The organism is Cellulophaga baltica 18, assembly GCF_000468615.2.
GTDB classification, from domain to species: Bacteria; Bacteroidota; Bacteroidia; order Flavobacteriales; family Flavobacteriaceae; genus Cellulophaga; species Cellulophaga baltica.
Genome location: NZ_CP009976.1, coordinates 3,099,903 through 3,116,335, shown reverse-complemented (window position 1 = coordinate 3,116,335; position 16,433 = coordinate 3,099,903). Strand labels below are relative to the sequence as shown.

The 16,433-nt window shown below is 31.6% G+C and carries 18 protein-coding genes and 1 pseudogene; 18 read left to right on the top strand and 1 reads right to left on the bottom strand.

Going from position 1 to position 16,433, the window contains the following annotated elements; all coding sequences use genetic code 11:
* Nucleotides 1-426: 426 nt before the first annotated feature.
* The 15 genes from M666_RS13275 to M666_RS13200 all read left to right on the top strand — a co-directional run bounded on the left by M666_RS13275 (nt 427) and on the right by M666_RS13200 (nt 12,321).
* Nucleotides 427-1,146, top strand: a complete 720-nt coding sequence (locus tag M666_RS13275) for a hypothetical protein (RefSeq protein WP_158400242.1) — start codon at nt 427-429, stop codon at nt 1,144-1,146.
* 209 nt (nt 1,147-1,355) lie between these two features.
* Nucleotides 1,356-1,814: a hypothetical protein gene (locus M666_RS13270; RefSeq protein ID WP_029446256.1), complete on the top strand. Its 459-nt coding sequence runs from the start codon at nt 1,356-1,358 to the stop codon at nt 1,812-1,814.
* Nucleotides 1,815-2,053: 239 nt separating this feature from the next.
* Entirely contained in the window at nt 2,054-2,743 is a 690-nt protein-coding gene (locus tag M666_RS13265; RefSeq protein WP_029446255.1) for a hypothetical protein, read from the top strand.
* Between the two features lie 227 nt (nt 2,744-2,970).
* Nucleotides 2,971-4,089 (top strand): TlpA disulfide reductase family protein, encoded by a 1,119-nt coding sequence (locus M666_RS20010; protein ID WP_029446254.1) that lies wholly within the window; start codon nt 2,971-2,973, stop codon nt 4,087-4,089.
* A gap of 145 nt (nt 4,090-4,234) precedes the next feature.
* On the top strand, nt 4,235-4,756 hold the full coding sequence (locus M666_RS13255; RefSeq protein WP_029446253.1) for a hypothetical protein: 522 nt from the start codon (nt 4,235-4,237) through the stop codon (nt 4,754-4,756).
* Nucleotides 4,757-4,975: 219 nt separating this feature from the next.
* Nucleotides 4,976-5,680, top strand: a complete 705-nt coding sequence (locus M666_RS13250) for a hypothetical protein (protein ID WP_039325791.1) — start codon at nt 4,976-4,978, stop codon at nt 5,678-5,680.
* A gap of 218 nt (nt 5,681-5,898) precedes the next feature.
* A complete protein-coding gene (locus M666_RS13245; protein WP_029446251.1) occupies nt 5,899-6,432 on the top strand; it encodes a hypothetical protein in 534 nt (177 codons plus the stop codon).
* A 206-nt stretch (nt 6,433-6,638) separates the two neighbouring features.
* Nucleotides 6,639-7,304: a hypothetical protein gene (locus tag M666_RS13240; RefSeq protein WP_029446250.1), complete on the top strand. Its 666-nt coding sequence runs from the start codon at nt 6,639-6,641 to the stop codon at nt 7,302-7,304.
* A 212-nt stretch (nt 7,305-7,516) separates the two neighbouring features.
* Nucleotides 7,517-8,068 carry an NIF family HAD-type phosphatase gene (locus M666_RS13235; protein WP_029446249.1) on the top strand — a complete coding sequence of 184 codons (552 nt, stop codon included), beginning with the start codon at nt 7,517-7,519 and terminating at the stop codon, nt 8,066-8,068.
* A 227-nt stretch (nt 8,069-8,295) separates the two neighbouring features.
* Nucleotides 8,296-9,210, top strand: a complete 915-nt coding sequence (locus M666_RS13230) for a helix-turn-helix domain-containing protein (protein WP_029446248.1) — start codon at nt 8,296-8,298, stop codon at nt 9,208-9,210.
* Nucleotides 9,211-9,279: 69 nt separating this feature from the next.
* A complete protein-coding gene (locus M666_RS13225) occupies nt 9,280-9,738 on the top strand; it encodes a hypothetical protein (protein WP_029446247.1) in 459 nt (152 codons plus the stop codon).
* A gap of 1 nt (nt 9,739) precedes the next feature.
* Nucleotides 9,740-10,042, top strand: coding sequence for a DUF3817 domain-containing protein (locus M666_RS13220; protein ID WP_029446246.1), 303 nt, complete (start codon nt 9,740-9,742; stop codon nt 10,040-10,042).
* A gap of 108 nt (nt 10,043-10,150) precedes the next feature.
* Nucleotides 10,151-10,426, top strand: coding sequence for a rhodanese-like domain-containing protein (locus M666_RS13215; protein WP_029446245.1), 276 nt, complete (start codon nt 10,151-10,153; stop codon nt 10,424-10,426).
* A gap of 559 nt (nt 10,427-10,985) precedes the next feature.
* On the top strand, nt 10,986-11,585 hold the full coding sequence (locus M666_RS13205; protein WP_029446243.1) for a hypothetical protein: 600 nt from the start codon (nt 10,986-10,988) through the stop codon (nt 11,583-11,585).
* A 241-nt stretch (nt 11,586-11,826) separates the two neighbouring features.
* A complete protein-coding gene (locus M666_RS13200; protein WP_029446242.1) occupies nt 11,827-12,321 on the top strand; it encodes a hypothetical protein in 495 nt (164 codons plus the stop codon).
* 97 nt (nt 12,322-12,418) lie between these two features.
* Here the strand turns inward: M666_RS13200 and M666_RS20950 are convergent.
* A pseudogene (locus tag M666_RS20950) lies at nt 12,419-14,035 on the bottom strand (IS1182 family transposase).
* Nucleotides 14,036-14,244: 209 nt separating this feature from the next.
* Between M666_RS20950 and M666_RS13185 the strand changes: the two are divergent.
* From M666_RS13185 to M666_RS13175, 3 genes are all read left to right on the top strand, one after another.
* Nucleotides 14,245-14,988: a TlpA family protein disulfide reductase gene (locus M666_RS13185; RefSeq protein ID WP_029446241.1), complete on the top strand. Its 744-nt coding sequence runs from the start codon at nt 14,245-14,247 to the stop codon at nt 14,986-14,988.
* 229 nt (nt 14,989-15,217) lie between these two features.
* A complete protein-coding gene (locus M666_RS13180; protein ID WP_029446240.1) occupies nt 15,218-15,637 on the top strand; it encodes a hypothetical protein in 420 nt (139 codons plus the stop codon).
* A gap of 122 nt (nt 15,638-15,759) precedes the next feature.
* A complete protein-coding gene (locus tag M666_RS13175; RefSeq protein WP_029446239.1) occupies nt 15,760-16,368 on the top strand; it encodes a hypothetical protein in 609 nt (202 codons plus the stop codon).
* Nucleotides 16,369-16,433 lie beyond the last annotated feature (65 nt).

Below are 16,433 nucleotides of genomic sequence, written 5' to 3'. Positions count from 1 at the left end.
TTAAAAACGCAACATGAATATGCTATTTTCCAAAAAGATATAAAAATCAATTCTCACTCAATTTCTAAAAGGAATATTTTACAGATTATTTAGCTCGCTTGCGGAATCAAAAAAAATTAGATTACGCTAAAACTTACTCAATCGGAGTTTAGCTAGTTGCGGAATTATTTACTCAAACTCCAAAAAAGGAAAAAGGGAAATCACTCAAACGGAATTTTAGCAAGTTTGCGGAATTGAAAAATATAATGAATAAAAAAGAATTTAATTGGAATCTAAAAAGCACTAAAAACTAACAACGTGTATCAAAAATTGCTAGATTAGTGCTTAAATTAAAATCGTTGCTCTTTTGTTACGTCTGATTTTCCTTCGGAAAATCCTCGCTTACAAAAACGCAACTTTCCATACACGAACACGTTGGCAATAATTATGAAAAATATATTCTTTCTAATATTAATCTCATTTTCACTCACAAACTGCTCATCTCAAAATGAACAAAATATAGAGGGGAAATGGTATATGATTAATAAAAGTGGTTTTGTTGAATGGACCATTACAAAAGATAGCCTGTTGAACAAGAAGTTATATCCTAATTTTAATCAAAAAGGAAAAGGAGGATTTAATTATAGTATTTCAAAAAAAATAAAGTTAGAAGATAGAGTTTTGTTGATAGGGAAAAACCCTAAAAATCCAGCAGAATTTTATACTCTAATGACTTTGACATCTTCCGAAAAGGACAAGTCTATAAAATACGTGTGGAACGGAATTGATTCAATTTCTAATATAAAAACCATAACAAAACTCAATCAAAATGATAAACGGCAACTTTTGGGTTATGATTTATACTCAAAAGACTATTTGGAAACCTTCAAAGAAAAGAAATCACTTGACAAAATGAACTTGAGTGACTTCAAAAAATACTTGAAAATTTACAGTAAGAATTTAAAAGTTGCAACAGAGGAGTATAAGAAAAATATCAAAGGTTATTATGGAGAAGCTTCATCTTTTAATTATCAAATAACTGTTTCGTCATTATTGGAATTAGACTATAATCCCATACAAACATCTGATTCTATGAATTCCTTATTTAAAAAATTCATGGAAAATGAAGAGGTAAAGTTGTTACTAAAAGAGCTGCGGGAAAAATAACTATTGCCAACAATGCCTATAATTAATGTGGGGTTTAGGTTTTAACGCTAAGGTCTATGTATATTTATGAGGTCGCAAAATCTTATGGATTTTGCTTTACACAAGATAAATTAAAACAAAAAGATTTGGCTTCGAGCTTTGGCGCAACGGGAATTCCTTCCCTCATCCCCACACTAATCATAGCCGAGACGTTAGCAACAAGCTGAAAAATGAAAACAAGAACCTACATACTGACTGGACTAGCATTTTTGATAGGATTTGGATTATTTGCATGTAGCTGTCCTGTTTATAAAAACCTAGAAATTTTCCAGTTTGCGGAATTGGAACAGTCGGAGTGCATTTTTATTGGCGAAGTTCTGGAGTTTAATCCCGAAAAGAACAGTTATGGAATAAAAGTGATGGAATCATTTAAGGGAACTGAAAACGGACTTATTCTCGAAGGGACTTATGACCAACAATGCGGTCCAGTAATTAATGGACTTGGTAAGTGGATTTTTTACGGACATACGGATTCAAATGGAGTACTGAAAGTAAATGAATGCGGACTTACCAGAAGTTTTGAAAATCCAATCCACGGTTTAACAGACTTTGAAAAATCAGATTCTGAAATCAAAATGCAAGCGCAAGCCGATTTAAAGCTGGAAATCAAAAAATTGAGGGGAAAATAAAAGCCAGTTGCTAACAATACCTAAACGTAATGCGGACTTTAGAGCAAATCCGAAAGGTCTGTGTATATTTACTAAGTCGCTAAATCTTATGGATTTAGCTCTGGAACAAAAAAAGAAAAAGCAAAACAATAAGCTTTAGCTGCGGCGCCAGACGGAAACGAAAAGTTTCCTTACTTCCGCACTACGCTTAGCCTAAACGTTGGCAAGCATTTAAGAAAACCCAGAAATTAAATTGAAAATTGAGGCAAATAAAAACATTTAGTGATAGTAGATTAGACACTCAATGTGCCTATTGCGGAAAATCCCCTGATACAAGAGACCACGTTCCATCAAAAATCCTTCTCGAAAAACCATATCCTGAAAATATTCCTGTAGTACCTTGTTGCTTGGATTGTAATAATGGATTTTCTTTAGACGAGGAATACTTTGCGTGTCTGATTGAATGCCTAATTTCAGGGACAACGGATTTGGACAAACTCTCGAGAGAAAGTATTGTGAAAATCCTAAAGCGGAAAACAAAACTGAAAGCTCGATTGGACAATGCTTTTATTAATGAAAATGGAAAATCTCAATTCAAAATTGAACCTGAAAGAATCGAAAATGTCATCTTAAAATTAGCTTATGGACACGTAAAATTTGAAAATAGCGATAGAAAACACGAAAAACCTGAACATTTAGGCTTCGTACCTATCGACACATTGACCAAAAAAGAACTGAATTCATTTTTTGCGGTAACAGAATTACAAAAAGCACCTGAAATTGGAAGTCGAGCAATGCAAAATATGTATATTACTCAAGAGGGAATTCCAGTTGACAATTGGATAATTGTTCAAGACGGAATTTATCAATATTCAGTTACACCGACAATCGGAAATGTAAAGGTGCGAATATTGATTTGGAATTACCTTGCGTGTGAAGTTGTGTGGTAAAAAACGACTTGCCAACAGTGTATAAAAAACATAGGGCATTTGTGGCTTAAACGAAAGGTCTGTGTTTATTTACAAAGTACGCTAAATATAAAATTTAACATTTAAGAAGAAAAAGTAAAAGCAAAATATTTATATTTAGCTAAGTAATAAACCTAAACGATAGTACTTATCACCTGCCCTACGATTTCTTATACTTAACGTTATAAACCATTTGAAAACCATAATCAATGAACAGAATATTATTCCTTTTAGTAATTATTTCCATTACCACCTTTTCGTGTAATGAAAAAAAGAAATCAGAATCTGAATTTTCAGTCCAATTAAATCTAACTGGATTTAAGGATAGTACTGAATTCAAGCTCTTAGATTTAGACAAAGGAGAATTTATTGACTCAACAAAAATTTATGATAACAGACTAAATTTCAAAGGAAATGTGAAAGAACCATTTAGCGCACGAATACATACCATAGACAACAAATATTTAATACTATGGATTGAGAATGGGGAAATTGAAGTACAAGGAGATTTCAAAGATTTCGGTAATTCTGCAATAAAAGGAACTCCATTGAATACCGTTTATGTAAAATATCGTGAAAAGCAAAAAATCCTTTCCCAAAAAAGAGACAGTTTAACTCAACTTATGATAAAATCAATGTCTTCTCAATCAGAAAATGCAGAAAAAGAGTTCAAAAGATTAAATCTTCAAGTAAAGGAGATAGACAATAATATATTTAAAATTAGGACAAAAAGTATTGCGTCAGAAGAGCCTTCATTATACACAATTAAGGAATTATACTTTCTAAGAAACGACTTTAAAAAAGATTCTCTTAAACTACTTTTCAACAGATTCCCTGAGAAATATCAAACTAACAAATATGGACAAGTCATAAATACTTATATTCAAAATGAAACTATTGAAATTGGAGACAAGTATATGGACATTACCGGTATAAATAATAAAGGAGAAAACGTTAATCTATCTAAATTGAATGGCAAATATGTATTATTAGATTTTTGGGCATCTTGGTGCGGACCTTGTAGACAAGAAAATCCTAATCTTGTTAGACTTTACAAAAAGTACAATAAAAAAGGATTTGAAATCTTTAGTTTCTCAACTGACGACAATATTAAGTCTTGGGAAAAGGCAAGTGAAAAAGATTCGATAACTTGGACGAACGTAATTGACAAAAATGGTAGTTATAGTAAAATGTCTGCTTTATATAATGTCAGAGCTATTCCAACATCTTTTCTAATTAATCCCGAAGGAATCATAATCGCTAAAAACCTAAGAGGAAAATCATTAGAAAATAAATTAATTGAAGAAATCGAAAAAAACGGTTTATAACACCGTATAAAATTAATGGCTAGTTTTAGCCTACTTTGAAAATTCCTGCGGAATTTTCTCTGGTAACTATCTGTTTACTAAATCAGGTACTTAAACACGCCACTAATCTTATACAAACACGTTAGCACACATTTCAATCAACCCAATGAATTACAATAAAAAAAGGCATTTAATTTTAAAGGTGTTAACCAAAAAAATGCTCGAATACCCCAAAAAGAAGGGAGAAACTATTGATGGCTGGTTAGTAGGACTGACAATGGACGAAGTCGATTCTTTGCTGAATTCGGACAAAGTAGAACGACATATCATACTTTCGGAATTAATAAAATCGGAAGAGATTAAAATCTTCAATACTGAGAAACAAGGTGTTTTTATAGAACCTAGAATTGGAATTGCCGCTTATTCTGACGAAAAATATATTCGACTAAATAATGACAGAATAAAAAGGAATATCAAGGACCTTTTGCAAATCATTATTCCAGTTTTGTCATTAATAATTGCCGTATTGGCATTAAGTATTAAAGTAAACAGTTGGAATTCAGAAACAGAAAAAGAAATCGATTCTCTGGAGAAAAGAATCGAATTCCAAAAATCACGTTTGGACGTATTTGAAAAGAAAAATGAAAGAAGTGATAATCAAAACGCAAAGGACTCTTTAAACCAATAATGACGAAATAAAAACGTGTGCTAACAATGCCTAAACGTAATGCGAAGTTTAAGGCTAAATCGAAAGGTCTGTGTATATTTATGATGTCGCTAAATCTTTGGGATTTAGCTTTGGATAAGAAAAATAAAAACTAAACCAAAAGCTTTAGCTTCGTGCGCAGACGGAAACGAAAAGTTTCCTTGCCCCCGCACTACGCTTAGCCGAACCGTTAGCAGTAATATGAAAAAACTAATTCTATTTTCTAATTTATTCTTTCTTTTGGCAAGTTGTTCGCCGAAATCGCAGAGCACTATTTCGGAAATGGAATTACTAAATGATATATTTATTGAATTAGTTGATGAATATTATTACGAAAAACTTCCAATTCCACCAATGCCGTTAGAATATGCAGAAAACAAACAAGATTCTTTGAACTACCAAATTGAGAAAGAAAAATTTGACGAGGCGGTTGACAATCCTAAACTAGAAAAAGCGGACATGGTATTAGGAATTGAGCCATATCATATTAATCCGAAAAGAGAATTTAGGACTTGGTATTCCAATGACTCGTCATTCCCTCGAATGCATTACAAAGACTCTCTTCATTCTGAAGATTTCGACAATCTTCTAATTCAATTAATAGATAGTACGAAATTTAATAAGGGAAAATTAGAATTAGACAAACTAAATGAAAAAGGGCGGTATATTATTAAAGATTTAGGGAAGCTAGAAAAAGAAAATAAAGAATATTGGAATAGTTCTGAATACAGATACGTTGCATCAATTCGGTTTTCGGATTTTAAAGTAAACCAAACAAATGACAAGGCCATTTTCTACTTTGATTTTTTCTGCGGTAGTTTATGTGGTTCAGGAGAAATAATATTCTGTATTAAAGAAGGTGGAAAATGGAAAATTGCAGATAGGAATGCGCTCTGGGTGTCATAAATACTACTGCTAACAAAACCTAAACGTAATGCGGACTTTAGGGCTAAATCGAAAGGTCTATGTATATTAATCAAGTCGCTAAATCTTATGGATTTAGCTTTGGAATAGAAAAAATAAATCAAAACAATAAGCTTTAGCTTCGTGCGCAGACGAAAACGAAAAATTTCCTTACAACCGCACTACACTTAGCTCAGTCGTTGTGTTTAATTATAAAATAAATGAAAGGAATAGTCCAAATTTTAATCTTATTGAGCATTTTTTCTTGTGATTCAAATAAAAAAAGAACTACTATGAATATTAATTGGAATAATTCAGAAAATTATTATGATTTTGAACTACCTAAAGATACTGATAAAAAACAAGCAATTAAAGAGTTAATATTAAAAATATTAGACCTTTCAAAAGGAAAAAAAGATTGGAACGAAATCATATTAGATAAGTGGTTTTCAAATATGGGTCGTTTAATTGGAAATATTCAAAATGAGCAAGAACCTGTTGGATTAGACAGAGGTTATAGAGTCGGATTGGAATTCAAAGAGTATTCTGAAAATCTGAAGTTAGTGGAAGATAATGAATATAAGTACAACGACTATACTTTTACTTATAGTAATGAAATTGAAAAAATAATTATTGAAACCCTAAACGAAGAAGACTTTAAAAAACAAATTAAATTATTAAACGATAACAAACCTTTTGTTATTGAAATAAGTGACCAAGGACAACGAACTGGAAAAAAAATAAAAATAGAGTAAACTAAACACAACAATGTATAAAAAACATAGGTCATTTGTGCTAAACCGTAAGGTCTGTGAATTTTAATAAAGTCCGCTAAATATAAAATTTGACATTTATAGTAGAAAAGATAAAAGCAAAATATTTATATTTAGCTAAGTAATAAACCGAAACGAAAGTGCTTATCACCTGCCCTACATTTCTTATACTAAACGTTAGCCACAATATGAAAAAAGCAATCTACATACTGATATTTTTAGTGACTTTGGTTCACTCCTCATATGGTCAAAAATTGCCTATTCCTGACAATTACTCAGTTGTTGATTCTGTTTCAGGTGATTTAGACAAGGATTCAATTGCTGAACTTGTTGTTGCTTACAATACAGGACCTGAAAACGAAATAGATGGGATTCCTCGTGAATTAATAGTCTATAAGTTAAAAAACAACAAATGGACAGAATGGAAAAAGTCTGGCCAAGCGTTATACGGAAGCAAAGATGGAGGAATGATGGGAGACCCTTTTGGTGAAATAGAGATTAAAAATGGAATCTTGCTGATAAGCCAAAATGGTGGGAGTAGTTGGAAATGGGGATTTACTGATAAATATCGTTTTCAAAATGGAGAGTTTTATTTAATCGGATATTCAAGTATTGCGGGAAAGCTTTGTGAATATTGGAAAGATGTTGATTTTAATCTCTCAACGGGTAAAATGATTATCAAGAAAGAGTACGAAGAATGCGAAACAGAAGAACAAGAGATTTACAAAAGAGAAAATGAAACTTTGTTTGAGAATGGATTGAAAATAACGATACAAAATAGACAAGAGCGTGAAATAAAAATCACAACACCCAAATATGGATACGAGATTTATATTGCTGTAGGGAAAAAATAAAGTGGCTAACACGGTATATAGCAAATAGGGCATTTAGTGGTTTACCAAAGCTCAGTGCTATTTACAAACACCGCCAAATCGTTGATTTGGCTTTTAAGAATGAATAAATTAAAAACAAAATACAACGTTTTGGCTCAATGCAAACTTGAAAGTTTATTGCTTTCTACTGCCCTACTTGCCATATACTAATCGTTCTAAACCATTACCTAAATTTGGAAATTGAAAATAAAATATTACTAATATTGGATTTGGACGAAACTCTAATACACGCTACTCAAAGAAAACTAGACATTGATTTTGACTTTCAATATGCGGATTATTTTATTTATCGAAGACCTAACCTTGAATGGTTTCTTAAATCTATGAGTGTTGATTTTAAATTAGCTGTTTGGTCTTCTGCTGACGATAAATATGTTGAGGAAATAGTTGAAAGAATAAAACCTTCAAGTATTGATTTTGAATTCGTTTGGGGAAGAACTCGATGTACGACTAAAAGAGATTATGAACTTGATGAATATGTTCATGAAAAGCGACTTAAAAAAGTAAAGAAACAAGGGTTTTCAATTGAACGAATATTGATGGTAGACGATTCTCCTGAAAAGACAAAAGATAATTATGGAAACGCAATTTATGTGACTGCTTTTGAGGGGAAACAAAATGATACTGAATTAAAAAATCTTGCGGAATACTTGAACTCTATTAAAAGTAGTTCAAATGTGAGAAGTTTTGAGAAAAGAAAATGGAGAAATAATAAAAAGGTTTAGAACACTATATATAGCAAATTGGGCGATTAGTGTTTAGTCGAAAGGCTGTTGTCTATTTGTAAAGTCGCCAAATCTTTTGATTTGGTATTAAAAGAAAAAAATTAAAACAAAATAAAAAGATTTGGCTTGTGGCTAAACCGAAAGTAATCGCTTGTTTTCTGCCCAACTTGCCATATATTTAACGTTACCCACAAGCTAAAGAAAAATCGTGCTAAACCGAAAAGATAGTGCCTAAAATAAAAACATATAATTCTGAGGACTTCCGAAAAGAATACTTTAACGCAAGTCCTAAACTAAATAAACTTTTCAAAAAAAGTATCGAAGATTTTTTCTGTTTAAAAATCGAGGATTTAACTGAAAGAGTTCTAAAACCAATAAGCCCCTCAAGAGAAGAAAGTCATACGCTTATTTTCGTCACAGAAGGCTCTTATACAACTAAAATCGGATTTAAAGAATATACAATTACACCAAATAACATTGTAGTACTTCAAGCCGGAGCAGTATTTTCAACGGAACAAGTAAATAGAAATGTTAAAGGATATACTTGCCATTTTCATCCAAATATACTAATTGGAAAATTTGGTAATCGCTCTTTGATTTCGGACTTTGAATTTTTAAATACAGGAAATTATCCTATTATCAATATTTCAAATTCATTTGCAAAAAAATCAATTTTAAGTATATTCTCAAGATTAACTTTTGAGTTCAAAAATGATGGAACACCTAATCCAGATATTATTCATTCTTATCTGTATGCGCTACTTACTGAATTAAAGGTAGTGTTTGGAAAAGATAGAACTGAAAATCAAAGCGCATCTTATCAAATTACTTCTCAATTTAGAGAATTAGTCCACAAGAAAATAAAAGAAAATTTAAAAGTATCAGATTTTGCTGAATTAATGAATATCAGCCCAAATCATTTAAATAAGTCGGTCAAATCAGTCACATCAAAATCAGCATCAGAAATTATCGATAAAACAAAACTTATCGAAATTAAATATCTACTATATCAATCAACCTTATCAATTAGTGAAATTTCCTATGAAATGGGTTATTTAGACCCATCATATTTTACGAGATTTTTTAAAAGACGAGAAAAAATTTCGCCAACTGAGTTTAGGGAATTGATTGATAAGTCCTAATTATGGCATAATACTTTCTACTACATATTTAGTGAATTACAGAACTTTGCATTTCAATATTCGAAGTCTATGTATTCAACAGCTTTAACACTTCATTCAATTTTTAGATGGCTTGTGCTTTTATCTTTATGTTACTCTATATTTCAAGCATATAAAGGCTACAAGTCTAAAAACAAATTTTCATCTTGGGATAATCATGTAAGACATTGGACTGCAACTATTGCACATATTCAACTTACATTAGGAATTTTAGTTTACACTAAAAGCCCGATTATTAAATATTATTTCTCGGATTTTAAAAATTTAATTTCCGATTGGGATTTGACATTTTTTGGACTTTTTCATTTCATACTTATGATTACTGCCATAGTAATTATTACAATAGGTTCAGCTAAAGCAAAACGAAGAAATACAGATTTAGGAAAATATAGAACTATGCTTGTATATTTTTCTATTGCATTAATAATAATATTTATTGCAATTCCTTGGCCATTCTCACCATTAGCAAACAGACCATATTTCAGATAAAATGATACAATTATTTAAAACAAAAGTTGGCAGATTAAGATTTATTGGATTCCTTGAAGGTATTTCTTTGTTGGCTTTAATCTTCGTTGCTATGCCAATGAAATACTATTTTAAAAACCCAAGTTTATCCAAAACTTTAGGACCAATTCACGGAGCAATATTTCTACTATTTTTATTCAACACCTTAAGTGTAGCAATTGAATACGAATGGAAATTTAAAACTACCACGTGGAAGGTTATTTTAGCTTGTTTTGTGCCATTTGGAACTTTTTACATTGACAATAAAATTTTAAAGAAATTATGAGAAAGATAGCATTAATAACAATCGGTATTATAGCAACGATAGTTCTGATACTTTACATTCAGAACAGAATTTATCGACTTATGACAATAGACAAAGGGTTGGGGGAAAATGATAAAAAATGGTGCCATTATTTTAGATGTTAGAACAGAAAAAGAATTTGACAGAGGTAACATTGATGGCTCAATCAATATTTCTTCAAAACTCATCAAAGAACGTTATAACGAATTAGACACTTCAAAAACATATATTACCTATTGTTCCCACGGATTACGAAGTGTAGATGTTGAAAAAATCTTAAAAGAAAAGGGGTTTAAAAAAGTTTTTAATGGTGGTGCATTATCTGATTTAAAAAAAATTATAGAAATGACAAATCAGAAAAAATGATTTACGTATTTAAAACATCAGTAAAATTTAAAAAAGAAGTAAAGGAACTTAAACCATTTATCAACGATATTCTGCCTAATTCAAAATGGAATTTCGACCTTGAGGATTGTGATAATATTTTTAGAGTTGATAGCGCAGAAAACATAGTAAATTTGACTAAAATGTTATTTAATAATCACGATTTTAAATGTGAAGAATTAGAATAAAGCCAGTGGGTAACAATGTATAAAAAACATAGGGCTATTTGCTAAACCGAAAGGTCTGTGCATATTTATGAAGTCCGCTAAATATAAAATTTGGCATTTATAGTAGAAAAGATAAAAGCAAAATATTTATATTTAGCTAAGTAATAAACCCAAACGTAAGTGCTTATCACCTGCCCTACGATTTCTTATACTTAACGTTGCCAAACATTCCCAATATCAGAATCCGATTAATTCCTTGAGCTAACGTCAAATTTTAAGGTTTTTTTCAGAAAAACAAAGGGGTAAAATATGCGAATAGACTATCAATAAAGGGATAAGAACAAAAAATAACTAAATTTGACGTTAGTCGAGATTTGAAAAAAATAATATTCGTATCGTTAATTATTCTGTTCTTAAATTGTGAAAACGATTCAAGAGAAATCAGATATTATCCAACAGATAACGAGTTAATAAACCAAAATCATGAATTAATTGATTTAGATACAACCAAATTAAATTTTCGTCAAATAACGGATAGTATTGATGATGGATATTTTGATAATGATTACGGAAATATGATTGTAGAATTTGACGACGGAAAAATTAAAAAAAGGATAATAGCCTATTTTTACGGAAGTGGACTTATTAAGCGCAAAAATGTTCTTCAAATAAAATCAGATTCAATCCTTATTGACAATGGATATCCGATAAGCGAATTAAAAAGAATTTTAAAACAGCATTATTTAAATAAAGGGCAAAATGAAATTTATTCAGATTCTCCGAGTAAAGCACTTGTGGAAGTTACAATCGATACAAATAAAAACGGAAAGCAGCTTAAAGAGGTTTTGACTAGGATTACACGTTCTTTTGATGATATTAAAAGTGAAATAAGGGATTCTATCCAATTGAGAGTATTTTTCGATTATTCGCGACAAACAACACAAATCCCGCTTCCTCCGAAAATTTATGATTAATAAAAAACGTTGGGCAACAATACCTACAAGTAATGCGGGTTTAGTGTTTAATTCTAAGGTTTGCGTATATTTACTGTGTCCGCAAAATCTTTCCGATTTTGCTCTGGCGAAGAAAAAATAAACCAAAACAAAAAGCTTTTGCTACATGCGTAGACGGAAACAAAAAGGTTTCCTTGGCTCCGCACTACTCATAGCTTGAACGTTGTAAAACATTTTAAAAATGCACCGATTCATTACACTCATGTCTATTTTATTTTTGTCTACAACTATCTTTTCGCAGGAAGATTATGTGAAATTACCACAAGCGAAAACTCAAAATCCGAGCTATCTTTTTAATAAATATATTATCGGAAATGAATACTTGATTAAAAGTTTAGGTACTTCAAAAGAAGAGGTAAAAGAAAAAGTAGATAAAATATCTGTCCTTAAAGACAAGGGAAATAGAGAAAGTAATGGATTTTACAATCTTACGGAATATGGAATCGTATTCGTGGATTTAAAAGAAAGTCCTGCCAATAAAACTCAATCGGAATTGAAAGATTTTTTTGGAATGGACAAACGGACTGAAATCTTTATTGACGGCTATCTATTGGAAAATAAAAACTATCGAATAGCTTTAACTGGAATTACTGAAATTGAAGTAATTGAGCCAGATAACGCAAATGGACTTAAAAGTAAGGCTTTAAATATCTGGACTTTAGCAAAAAATGAAAGATACAGGGAAAAAACTCATTAGGCAGAAAAAACGTTTTACAACACAAGTAACCGTTGCACAACTCCATAATTTACAAAACAATGGCCTTTGTAACCGCCTTTTAAGGCAGTTTCATTTTTCAATTAGTTAAGTAATTGGTTATTTTTAAGGTGCTCAAACGTGAGTTTTTTAGAGCATATAATGTCTTTTTTAGAAGAATGAATAAAGACCCCATTCCTGCTCCACTTTTTACGTGTTTTTGAGTGAATTTCAGGTACTCCTGCCTGCCGGCAGGCAGGTTTTCAGATTATAGGCTATTGCTGATAGGTGCATCACCTTATTGGCTTGTTTTAAACCTAGCGTATTTATTTTCCGTAAGCCCATAAACTGCGTTAAAGTACCAAATACGGGTTCAACTGTACTTTGGCGTTTGCCTTTCATGTATCTGCCCTGTGGACTGTGTACCCTAGCATTATTACGTTCGTATTCTTCTCGGTAATACGTTACACTAAACTTCTTTTCTTGGGCACTTTCCCCTAGACAACTACTGCGCATTGGGCAAGCAACACAAACATGTTTTCGTGCCCTATATTCTTTCTTTTTTGTTCCTGTTCTATAATCATTAAACTCTTTGGTAAAGGGGATAATATTTCCTTGTGGACACTGATAATAATCTTCTTCCCTATTATAAATAAAACCATTCGGGCCGCCTTTATAGGTCCCATGTGGAGGAATAAAACTTCTAAGTCCTTTCTGCTCTAAATAAGCATAGTTCTCGCCACTACTGTAGCCAGTGTCAGCAACACAATTTTCCCAAAACAGACCCTGGTGCCACAAACGCTTATGTAAACGTTCTACTATATCTGGTAATTGTTGATTGTCCTTACCATCGGCATGATACGCCCGAATATCGGTGATGACATGACTAGCCGTATCCACACTTAACTGACTCAAGTAATTAAGCTTCCGAGCCTTGCCAGGCTTTACACTAATCCGAGCATCTGGATCAGTAGGACTGTAATGAGTTTTATTACTGGTATACTTCGAGCCTTTGTTTCCTGACCCTGGTCGCTGGTCTTGATCTGTACTCCATTTCTTATTTCTGCTTTGGATAGCACCCAGTTCTTTCTTGCTCGCTGTAACAATACGCTCACCTCTATCTGACTTATCGCCTTTGCTTTTACGATGCGGTGTTTCTTTGTCCATAGAACTAAACACGCGAACCTTTCGTAGTGTTCTTCCAATTCATCTTCAGGTACTTTTAACTCCAAAGTATCCATACTCGTATTCGCTTTTATTGGGGCGGAATCAATAGCTTGTGTATGACCACTTACCATTCCCTTTTCTATACACATACGAAGTACTTTAGTGAAAACTTCTTCAAATACTGACTCAGGAAACAACTGACGAGTCCTACTTATCGTACTATGCCAAGGAAGTTCATCATCTACCTGCCTGCCGGCAGGCAGGTATCATAACCAATAAAAAACAGTAGATCTAATCGCATAGAACAATGCTGTATTAATTTACGGTCACTGATAATATTCTCTAAATAACCAACCAAACACAACTTGAAAAACACTACCGGATCTATACTCTTCTGTCCACTGTCGCCATAGTAACTCTTGGTTTGAACATAGAGAAAATTTAAATCTAATACACCTTTTAATAAACGATAAAAATTGTCTTGAGGAACTCGTTCGCTTAAGCGAAAACTATTAAAAAGCTTTTCTTGATATGTTTTTTTGCCTTGCATTCTTAAAGTTAAGAAATCAATCAATAATTTACTTTAACGGTATGTCAATTAATTGCTAACTTGTGCAACAGGCACAACGCCTATAATTCATTGTGGCGGAATTTTCTACGGAAAATCCCTACCTTTAAATCTTCGCTTGGTATCGACGGAATGTTCACTGCGTGAAATTCCACAACAAAATCATACGAGCCGAAACATTAGCTATAATTATGAAAAATATATTGACAATATTAATTTTCTGGATAACCTCTATTGCGATAGCACAGGAATATTATCAGATTGCAGGAACTGAAAAAATACTATCAACAAAAGACAGTATTCAAAAATTTTTAAATAAAACAAAGGATAATTATAATAAGACCTCCGTTAAAAAATATGGATATATAGCTAATAGTGTAATCTATGAATTTGGAGAAACTATAAAACGGAATGACTCTACAATAACCTTTGTGAAATTAAGTCTTGACTTAAAAAAAGTTGATTATAAAAGAGATGAAATCTTTGAATTACAAGATGAGAAATTAACTGAATTGGAATTAATCACTTTAACTGGTTCCAAATTAAATAATCAAATTCTTAAGGGAAAAGTAACTTTTATTAATTTATGGTTTGTTAACTGCGCTCCTTGTTTAAAGGAAATACCGCAATTGAATACATTAAAAATCAAGTATGAAAATAAAGTCAATTTCATTGCTATTACCTTTGACCCAAAATCTAAAGTAATTGAATTTTTGAAAAGAAAGCCATTTAATTTTGACATTGTCACCGACCAAAAAGAACTCTTGGACAATTTTTTTAAACCTGGTGCCTATCCAAAAATTTTAATTGTAAATAAGGAAGGTGTTATTAGTTTCATATCAAATGGAATTAGGGAAGAAGAATCCGATTCTGATAATGTACAACACACTATAACCGAATTACAGGAGCAATTAAATCAACTAATATCCAAATAACTATTGCTAACAAACCTAAAATTAATACAAAATTGAGGGTAAAATCGAAAGTTTTATGTATATTTACTATGGCTGAAAAACCTTTCCGATTTTGCTTTATAAACTAAAATAAATCGAAACAAAAAGTTTTTGCCACGTACTAAGGCGGAAACGATACCGTTTCATTGCCTACGCACTAATCATAACTTAGCCTTATTTTAGGACGTGACAGCGAAAAAACCGATCACATATGAAAATTAAATACAAGAAAAAAAGAAATTATATAAATTTAACACTTGGATTATTCTGGATTTTATTAGGCGTAATCAGTCTAATTCAAGATGACGCAATACGTTGGACTGATTACGGATATTTATTGGCTGGAACTTTATATATTGGACAATTTTTATGGAATATTACGAATCAATACTTAACTGTAGAAAATGGAATTATTAAAAAAAACACACCATATGGAAAGAAAATAAAACTGAACGAAATAAACTGGATTAAAAAATTCGCTGGAGATTATACCTTAAAAACAGAAACAGAGGAACTGAAAATCAATACGGAATTGATTGAGAAAAATTCGCTTGCTGAATTGATTAGTATTTTTGAAAAACTTAATTTACCAGCGGATAAAACTCCATTTGCTAGCATCGTGCAAAAATAATTGTGGTTTAGTCTTAATCAAAGGTCGTTGCGTGTTTGTAACATCCGAATTTCCTTCACAAATTGCTCCCGCACAAATCCGCAACTATTCTTATCCATAAATATTCAGCACATTTGAAAAAAATGAAAAAATATTGGCTAATAGACAGGAACAAGCCTCATTTAGTTGCTTTATCTGAAAATGCCTTAATATCGAGCAATATTAAAAAATACGATAAAAACCAATTACTGAGTAATTTAGATAAAGGGATTTTCCCGGATGATATTTTCAGTATTCCGTTTTCATATATTAGTAGTGTTGAACACCCAAATGGGAAAGAATCAATTAAGGTGAATTATGGAAATGATTCTACCGAAGATATTGAAATTGGCGATGAAAAAATAAGTGAGGAGATATTCAATGTTATAAGAAACACATTAATAAAATTTAATTATTCGGAGAAGAAACCTTCTATATATAAACATGCAAAACCTCAAATTTTTGCGATTTTGATTGTTACCGGTCTTTTCTTTTGGTCTTTTTACTATGCTAATGAAATGTCGAAGGGATATGCATACTCAATAAAAGAAACTGGAGTTGGGATAAGTGGTATCGCATTAGGAATAGCTCAATTTGGAAAAACAAATGTGATTATAGGTTATTTATGCTTAATCTCTATTGCGATTTTTTCTCTGTATAAAAAGCTAAATAATCGTACTTTGATTAAATTTCTTACGCGAAATAAAAACTAATGCCAACACAACCTATAAACAATACGGGCTTCGGGCTTACCTGGCTTCCGGCAAGCAGGATCGAA

Bases quoted from the DNA above. Each gene is read 5' to 3' on its own strand.
- M666_RS13220 (WP_029446246.1), top strand. From the start codon at position 9,740: ATGATACAATTATTTAAAACAAAAGTTGGCAGATTAAGATTTATTGGA.
- M666_RS13255 (WP_029446253.1), top strand. From the start codon at position 4,235: ATGAATTACAATAAAAAAAGGCATTTAATTTTAAAGGTGTTAACCAAA.
- M666_RS13245 (WP_029446251.1), top strand. From the start codon at position 5,899: ATGAAAGGAATAGTCCAAATTTTAATCTTATTGAGCATTTTTTCTTGT.
- M666_RS20010 (WP_029446254.1), top strand. From the start codon at position 2,971: ATGAACAGAATATTATTCCTTTTAGTAATTATTTCCATTACCACCTTT.
- M666_RS13275 (WP_158400242.1), top strand. From the start codon at position 427: ATGAAAAATATATTCTTTCTAATATTAATCTCATTTTCACTCACAAAC.
- M666_RS13200 (WP_029446242.1), top strand. From the start codon at position 11,827: ATGTCTATTTTATTTTTGTCTACAACTATCTTTTCGCAGGAAGATTAT.
- M666_RS13270 (WP_029446256.1), top strand. From the start codon at position 1,356: ATGAAAACAAGAACCTACATACTGACTGGACTAGCATTTTTGATAGGA.
- M666_RS13250 (WP_039325791.1), top strand. From the start codon at position 4,976: ATGAAAAAACTAATTCTATTTTCTAATTTATTCTTTCTTTTGGCAAGT.
- M666_RS13175 (WP_029446239.1), top strand. From the start codon at position 15,760: ATGAAAAAATATTGGCTAATAGACAGGAACAAGCCTCATTTAGTTGCT.
- M666_RS13225 (WP_029446247.1), top strand. From the start codon at position 9,280: ATGTATTCAACAGCTTTAACACTTCATTCAATTTTTAGATGGCTTGTG.
- M666_RS13180 (WP_029446240.1), top strand. From the start codon at position 15,218: ATGAAAATTAAATACAAGAAAAAAAGAAATTATATAAATTTAACACTT.
- M666_RS13240 (WP_029446250.1), top strand. From the start codon at position 6,639: ATGAAAAAAGCAATCTACATACTGATATTTTTAGTGACTTTGGTTCAC.
- M666_RS13215 (WP_029446245.1), top strand. From the start codon at position 10,151: ATGATAAAAAATGGTGCCATTATTTTAGATGTTAGAACAGAAAAAGAA.
- M666_RS13185 (WP_029446241.1), top strand. From the start codon at position 14,245: ATGAAAAATATATTGACAATATTAATTTTCTGGATAACCTCTATTGCG.